4 protein-coding genes and 1 pseudogene are annotated in these 6,948 nt (G+C 49.8%); all 5 read left to right on the top strand.

Annotated elements, in window-relative coordinates; genetic code table 11:
* Positions 1–144: pseudogene (locus AC1DWB_RS29930) on the top strand (sugar ABC transporter permease); the annotation flags it as partial.
* Positions 145–195: 51 nt separating this feature from the next.
* Complete coding sequence (locus tag AC1DWB_RS29925; protein ID WP_477544753.1) at positions 196–1,074, top strand: carbohydrate ABC transporter permease; 879 nt, start codon at positions 196–198, stop codon at positions 1,072–1,074.
* An 80-nt stretch (positions 1,075–1,154) separates the two neighbouring features.
* Positions 1,155–2,681 carry an extracellular solute-binding protein gene (locus AC1DWB_RS29920; protein ID WP_477544752.1) on the top strand — a complete coding sequence of 509 codons (1,527 nt, stop codon included), beginning with the start codon at positions 1,155–1,157 and terminating at the stop codon, positions 2,679–2,681.
* A 141-nt stretch (positions 2,682–2,822) separates the two neighbouring features.
* The gene (locus tag AC1DWB_RS29915) at positions 2,823–5,135 is read left to right on the top strand and encodes a helix-turn-helix domain-containing protein (protein WP_477544751.1); all 2,313 of its coding nucleotides are present in this window, start codon (positions 2,823–2,825) and stop codon (positions 5,133–5,135) included.
* A gap of 40 nt (positions 5,136–5,175) precedes the next feature.
* Positions 5,176–6,948: alginate lyase family protein (locus AC1DWB_RS29910; RefSeq protein WP_477544750.1), on the top strand; the 1,773-nt coding region annotated here is incomplete at its 3' end.

The raw sequence follows: 6,948 nt of genomic DNA, 5'->3' as shown, positions 1-6,948 counted from the left end.
ACATATGTGTACCGGGAGGGGCTTATCGGAGGCAAGTTCAGCTATACGACCGCGATCGGCTTGTTCAAATCTGCCGTCGGCATGGTGCTGATCGTTACTGCCAATTGGCTGACCAAAAAATTCGGAGAAGAAGGCGTTTACTAACTCGCAGGGCTTCGTAACACAGATGTCCGGAATCAGATAGGAGGAACCGATTTGCACTATAAACCGTCGTTCGGCAGCAGACTTTTTGATATTTCCAATATTTGCATTCTTGTCTTTTTCTCGCTCGTTATGCTGTTTCCGTTCATATACGTCCTGGCCACATCGCTTGCGCCGATGGAGCAAGTCCTTCGCGGCGGACTCATCTTGTGGCCTGATAAAGTAACTTGGGACGCTTACGATACGATCTTTTCCAACACGCATTTTGTCCGCTCTTTGTGGATGAGTATTGTGATTACGGTAACGGGCACGTTCGTCAATCTCGTTCTCACTTCCCTGATGGCCTACCCGCTTGCCAAAAAAAGACTGGGCGGCCGCAACACGATCCTGTTTCTCGTCGTTGTGACGATGCTATTCAGCGGCGGACTTATCCCCACCTACCTGGTGGTCAAAAACATGCATCTGCTCAATACGGTCTGGTCGGTTATTTTACCCGGCGCCATCAGCGCATTTAATCTGATTATTATGAAAAACTTTTTCAATAGCATTCCCGAAGAGCTCGAAGAAGCGGCCCGCATCGACKGCTGCCGCAACTTCGGCGTCCTGTTCCGCATCGTGCTGCCGCTATCGATGCCGGCTCTCGCCACATTCACGCTGTTTTACGCGGTTGGCCATTGGAATAGCTTTTTCTCGGCCGTCATGTATATCAATAAGTCCGATTTATGGCCGATTCAGGTACTGCTGCGGCAAATGATCATTGAAGGTTCCGTCGAGCAATTCCAGAATGCTTCTCTTGAAGCAAGCTCGCAAGTGCTGCCGCAAACGATCAAGATGGCCGCGACCATCGTCGCGACGGTACCGATTCTGCTCGTCTATCCGTTTCTGCAGAAACATTTTGCGAAAGGCGTACTGCTCGGTTCAGTCAAAGGCTGATCCACCCGGGGGTTCGGAGGACCTGTTTTCCGGGTTCTCTTCACCATATATAATAAAATTCATATCAGGAGGTCAGAAACATGAACAACAAAAGCAAATGGCGCACGTCCCTGTCGCTTGTCCTAGCAGTAACTATGCTGGGGGGGGCAATCGGCTGTGCAAAGAAAGAACCAGCGGGTTCCGACAAGCCTGCAGACAGCGCAACGACGGCGGAAAAAAAACGGATCAAAATCAGTTCGATGTTCCCGCTGTACGGAGATCCGCCGCAAAAAACGGAAGCTTGGAAATTCATCGAAGACAAATTCAAAATCGATTACGAGCCGCTGGCTATTCCAAACAATAGCTCGGAGGAAAAAGTGAAGCTGGCTGTCGCCTCAGGTGATATGGCGGATTTCATGGTATGGGAATCGTTTCCTTCGGCGGACTTCAGCAATTACGTAGACCAAGGCGCTTTTCTTGCGCTCGATGATTACATTAAGGCTGCGCCGAACATCATGAAAACACCCCAAGGGATTTGGGACAACGTGAAAATCAACGGCAAAATTTACGGAATCCCGAGAACTCGGCCGACAACCAACCTGACAGTAATGATTCGCAAGGATTGGCTCGATAATTTGGGCTTGCCTGTTCCGAAAACGACGGACGAGCTGTATAAAACGGCGGTCGCATTTACGAAGAACGATCCTGACAAAAACGGTAAGGCGGATACGTTCGGCTTCGCCGTTGGCGAAAACCTGGCGTTCCTCGACATCATTTGGAATGCGTTCGATATCGGCAATGGCTGGCGAGTCATGGAAGACGGTACCTTGATGAACAGCGTGATCACCCCGGGACGTAAGCCAGGACTCGCTTATCTGCGCGATCTTTACAAGGAGGGCGCCATCGACAAAGACTTTGCCGTGTTGAAAACTACGCAAGTATGGGATAAAGTCAATAACGGTAATGCGGGCATTTACATCGGGAATATAAGTGATTACCCTAGATTCGTCGAAGCGCTTGCCAAAACGAACCCGAACGCAAAATTTGTCATGATCAATCATACGGTTGGACCGACTGGTAAATCCGGCGTATCCGAAACGATCGGTTTTTACGGTCTGCAGGCGATTCCGGCGAAGCTGGGGAACGACAAAGAAAAGGTCAAGCGTATTATCGAATTTCTCGATTGGCAAGCAAGCGATGAAGGCGCTCTTTTCAAGAAATACGGCATCGAAGGCGCCTATTATACCAAAAATGCCGACGGGACACTGAAGCCCAATAACGACAAGCTGAAGGCCGACGGCGTCGTCAATCTGATCTCACATAACAAATTCGATCCTTATTTGAACGTCATGTCAACGGCTCCGGAAGATGTACAGAAGCAACAGCGCGATATGTACGATTATGTCGCGAAACAAGGCGTGAGAAATCCGGCGGCCGGGTTCCTTGCGCCAACACAGCGTGAAAAAGGCGCCGATCTTGGCAAGCTGCGAGACGAGTTTTTCGTCAATGTCGTCATGGGCAAGCGCCCGATCGAAGACTTCGACAAGTTCGCGAACGAATGGCTGGACAAAGGCGGACGCCAAATGACCAAAGAAGTGAATGATTGGTACAAAGCGAACAAAAAATAAGACGTGCTTTATTCCGGCATCATCCCCCGTGTTGCTATGCTTCACACCGGACGATCGGTTCCTTTTGGGAATTGATCTTCCGGTTTTTATTGATTAGAATATAGATTCATTCGAAAGATTCGGTTGAAAGGCGGTAACCGCATGCTTCGCTCCATATGGAAACGAGACTCATCGAAACAGACGCGCTTGAAAGTGCTGCTTGCCGCTTCCTTATTTTCGATTGTTCCGGTCATTGTCCTTGGCGTCATCACCTACATGATCGCCAGCACGAGCATGATGCAGGAAATTGGCAAAACGAACAAAGAAACGATGCGGCAAATCCAGGAACGAATCGACAAGCTGCTCGTCACCGATGACAAAATCGTTCTGCAGCAAGCGTTTAATCCGACATTAACGGATTTTTTGAAGTCGCCTGATCCATACGGAGACATTGCTTTGTTCAAGAACGTCACGACCATCCTCAATTCCATGGAAACGCTGATCGAAAATGTGGATTCCGTCTACTTGTACATGAAAAAGCAGCAGCTCGCCGTCAGTCCGAGCGAAGGGATTGTCAAAGCGTCGAAGCTTGATGCGGAACTCCTTCAACGAATTAATGAAAGCAAACAGCCGTATTTCTGGCTTGATCGCAAAACGACCGCTTCGACGCCACGCGGCGGGTCCCATGTCGTGACGCTTGTCCGCCGTTTGCCGGTGACTTCCGATCAGGCGCTCGGTTATTTGATCATCAACTTGAACGAACGGGCGTTTTTCGAGGTGTTCCGCAGTATGCATCTCGGCACCAGCGGAGAAATGATTATTATTACGCCTTCAGGGAATATTTTCTCGGATTGGAACAAGACGCTGTTAAATCGCGAATTCTTCGACTATCCGTTTACCCACGACTTAATGGAGTCCGACCTGCCGGAATCGTTTGGCGAACTCAAAATCGACGGCCGGCGAATGCTGGTCAATTCGCTCAAATCCTCCTATAACGACTGGCGTTATGTTTCCATTGTGCCGCTAAGCGAACTGACGATCCATATCCAGTCGATTAAAAAAACGACGATTGTCATTTGTCTGGCGCTTATCCTCGTCAGTCTCTTCGCGGCGATCCTGCTGTCGCAGCGCCTGTTTCGGGTGATCTCGGGCGTTGTCGAGACGATTCGCAGCATCGGCAAGTTCAATCAGCCGTCGCCTCATAAAATGGACGAATTCGGCCTCATTCGCTATTACGTCGAATCGCTTCAGTCGGAAAACAGCCAGCTCGAAAGCCAGATTCAGCAGTCGATGCCGCTCTTGCGAGCCAACTTTATCCAGCGTCTTCTAACAGAGCCGTTCCGGCAGGGGGAGTTCGGCGAGAAGCTAGATTATTATCAAGTACCTGCGACATATCCATACTATACAGCGCTATGCGTCGAACTGGATAATTTGCGGGGCCAATCGGAGCAGGACGTAAATTTGTTTCTGTATGCGGCGATGAATATAGCCAAAGAAATCATCAGCCATCATACGGACGGAATGGTCGTCAGAATGCAGTCGGAGCAGATCGCCATCGTCATCAACCACGGGCCGAGGGATGGCGAAGCGAGTCAGGCGCAATCGGATATTTTTCGGATTTCCGAGGAAATCCGGGGGGGAATTGATCGGGTGCTGCACGTAACGGCGACAATCGGCGTCGGCCACAGCTATACGGGGATTGAAAACGTACATCGCTCTTACAAAGAGGCTGTAGAAGCAATCAAGTACCAGCTTATCGTAGGAACCGGTACCGTGCTGTTTATCGATCGGGTCAATCCCGAGGCGGCCGTATATTATTACCCCGTGGAGCAGGAACAGCTCATTCTGACGAATTTGAAGCTTGGCAATCTTGATCAAATCGAGACCGCTGTCGACGATTTTGCCGAAGCGCTCAAAGCGGAAGAAGTGAAAATCGACCAAGTGCGCCAATCGTTCGTACAACTGCTCGCCGCGTCGCAGCGAACGTTATACGAGCTCGACCCGAATGGCGGGCCGAAGCTGTTTACAGACAACGTTTATCAGACGTTGAACGGATTCAAAACGATCGAACATATTAAGCAGTGGCTCAAAACAAACATTTTATTGACGGCGGTTACCCATATCCGTCTTCTTCGCAGCGAGCGAAATTCGCAGACTACGGAGAAGGTACTCGAATATATTCACGAGCATTACGACGAAGATCTGTCCCAACCGCAGCTGGCCGATATGGTGATGATGCCGGTATCGCACTTCAGCAGCTTGTTCAAGCAAGAGGTTGGCGTTACGTTTACCGAATATATCATCGGATACCGGATCGAGAAAGCAAAGGAGCTGCTGACACAAACCGATTTGAAGGTGTCGGATATCGCGGATCGGCTTCGATACAACAATTCGCAAAATTTCATACGTACATTCAAACGGGTCACCGGAATAACTCCGGGGGAATATAGACTCAAGCACTCAAGAGCGGAATGAAAGCCGTTAATAAAGGGCTGATATGGAGGTAACGATTAGAATGGAAAATCAAACAGATCGAACTGGCCCCCTCGTAAGCGATCATGAATTTTTTACCCGTTCGATCAATACAAGCTTGCCGGGTCTTGAAAATATCAAGCAAGCGGCCGAAAACGAAGATTTCGGAAAGGCGCGCCGGTTATTTGCCGAACATGTGCGGAAATCGTTGCGTCCAGAGCTGTATTTCCGTATCCCGCCTCATGAAATGCAGAACCAGTTTTTTTCCCCGGGAGAGACGTTGGAACAAATGGGCGAGCGCATCTTGTCCTTAAATCTTGTCTCTTGCGGCACGCCTCATCAATTCTCCGGGAAAGTGGACTGGTCCGGTAATCCTACTTTCAATCAATATATGGAATGGACCTGGCAGTTGAACCGCCATTGGGAATGGGAAGTGCTGGCGAAGCGTTACCGGGAAACAGGAGCTGAGAAATATGCCGAAGGACTCGTTAATCTGTTTACCAGTTGGGTTCGGCAGGTCGTTGTGCCGGAGAATGCGCCGGGCAATTCGACTTACGGGTGGCGGACGATCGAATGCGGTCTGCGCATGGGTAATGCGTGGCCATATGCCCTTCATGCCTGTTATCACTCTCCCCACTTCACTGACGAAGTGTTGGTTGATTGGTATAAATCGTTGTGGGAGCATGCAATAAGGCTTCGCCACCAGCACCGGGAAGGCAACTGGCTGCTGATGGAGATGAACGGTCTGGCCCACATCGGCGTACTTTGTCCCGAATTCAGGGAAGCGGAAAATTGGAGACAGTATGCTCAGGAGAAGCTGATCGAAGAATTAAGAAAACAAATTTACCCGGATGGTTTCCAGTACGAGTTGAGTACGAATTATCATGAGGTCGTTCTCAATAATTATTTTCAAGTCATTCAGTTGTATGAGGTTTATGAGATTCCGATTGCTCCCGAATTAGTTGACGCACTTGAAAATGCCTGCTCCATCAATGTGAAGCTGATGATGCCGGACGGCAGACTGCCGGATGTGAGCGATGGCCGCTGGCTGAGAGTGTCGGCTTCTACTGCCATGCTGGAGGCGACACGGCGGTATCCGCACCGGGATGATTTTGTTTGGGCCTATACGGAAGGGCAGGAAGGAAAACCGCCGATCGAAACGTCCATCCCATTACCGTATAGCGGATATTATGTCATGCGCAACAGCTGGGATCGGCAAGCCGTATGGGCCATGTTTGACGCGGGGCCTTTCGGAAAAGCTCATCAGCACGAGGATAAACTGAATCTGCTTATTCATGCCTACGGAAAGCTGTTGCTTACAGAAGGCGGCAATTACGCATATGACGACTCCGAAATGAGGCGCTATGTGCTGTCTACCCGCTCACACAATACGGTTCGTGTAGACCGAACGGATCAAAACCGGAGAATAGCTTACCGGTGGGAAGAGGAAGATATCCGGTTGTCGGCGGACGTGAAATGGCGTTCCTCCAAAGCTTTTGATTTTGTTCAAGGAGCCTATGACGAAGGCTACGGTGCTCAGGCACAGATTAAGGTCACGCACAGCCGAAGCGTACTCTTTCTGAAAAACCATCCGCTCCTTTCTCCATGCTTTCTGGTGATCGACAGGCTGACGCCGCAAGATGAAGAAGAGCATAACTATGAAATCATATGGCATCTGGAAAGCGAATCTGCGGTTGTTCAAGGGTTGAAAAGTTTTACAGTGAGCGATGCAGGACCGAATCTTACCATCATGACGAACAGGATGGAGAATTTGTCAGCCAAGCTTGTTCAGGGGCAGACCGAGCCGGTGTGGCAA

It is taken from the genome of Paenibacillus sp. P4_E11 (genome assembly GCF_056401635.1).
This window is presented reverse-complemented; position numbering and strand designations above follow the sequence as displayed.

What these genes read in the sequence shown, in the direction of transcription:
- AC1DWB_RS29915 (WP_477544751.1), top strand. Translation starts at nt 2,823, where the DNA reads ATGCTTCGCTCCATATGGAAACGAGACTCATCGAAACAGACGCGCTTG.
- AC1DWB_RS29920 (WP_477544752.1), top strand. Translation starts at nt 1,155, where the DNA reads ATGAACAACAAAAGCAAATGGCGCACGTCCCTGTCGCTTGTCCTAGCA.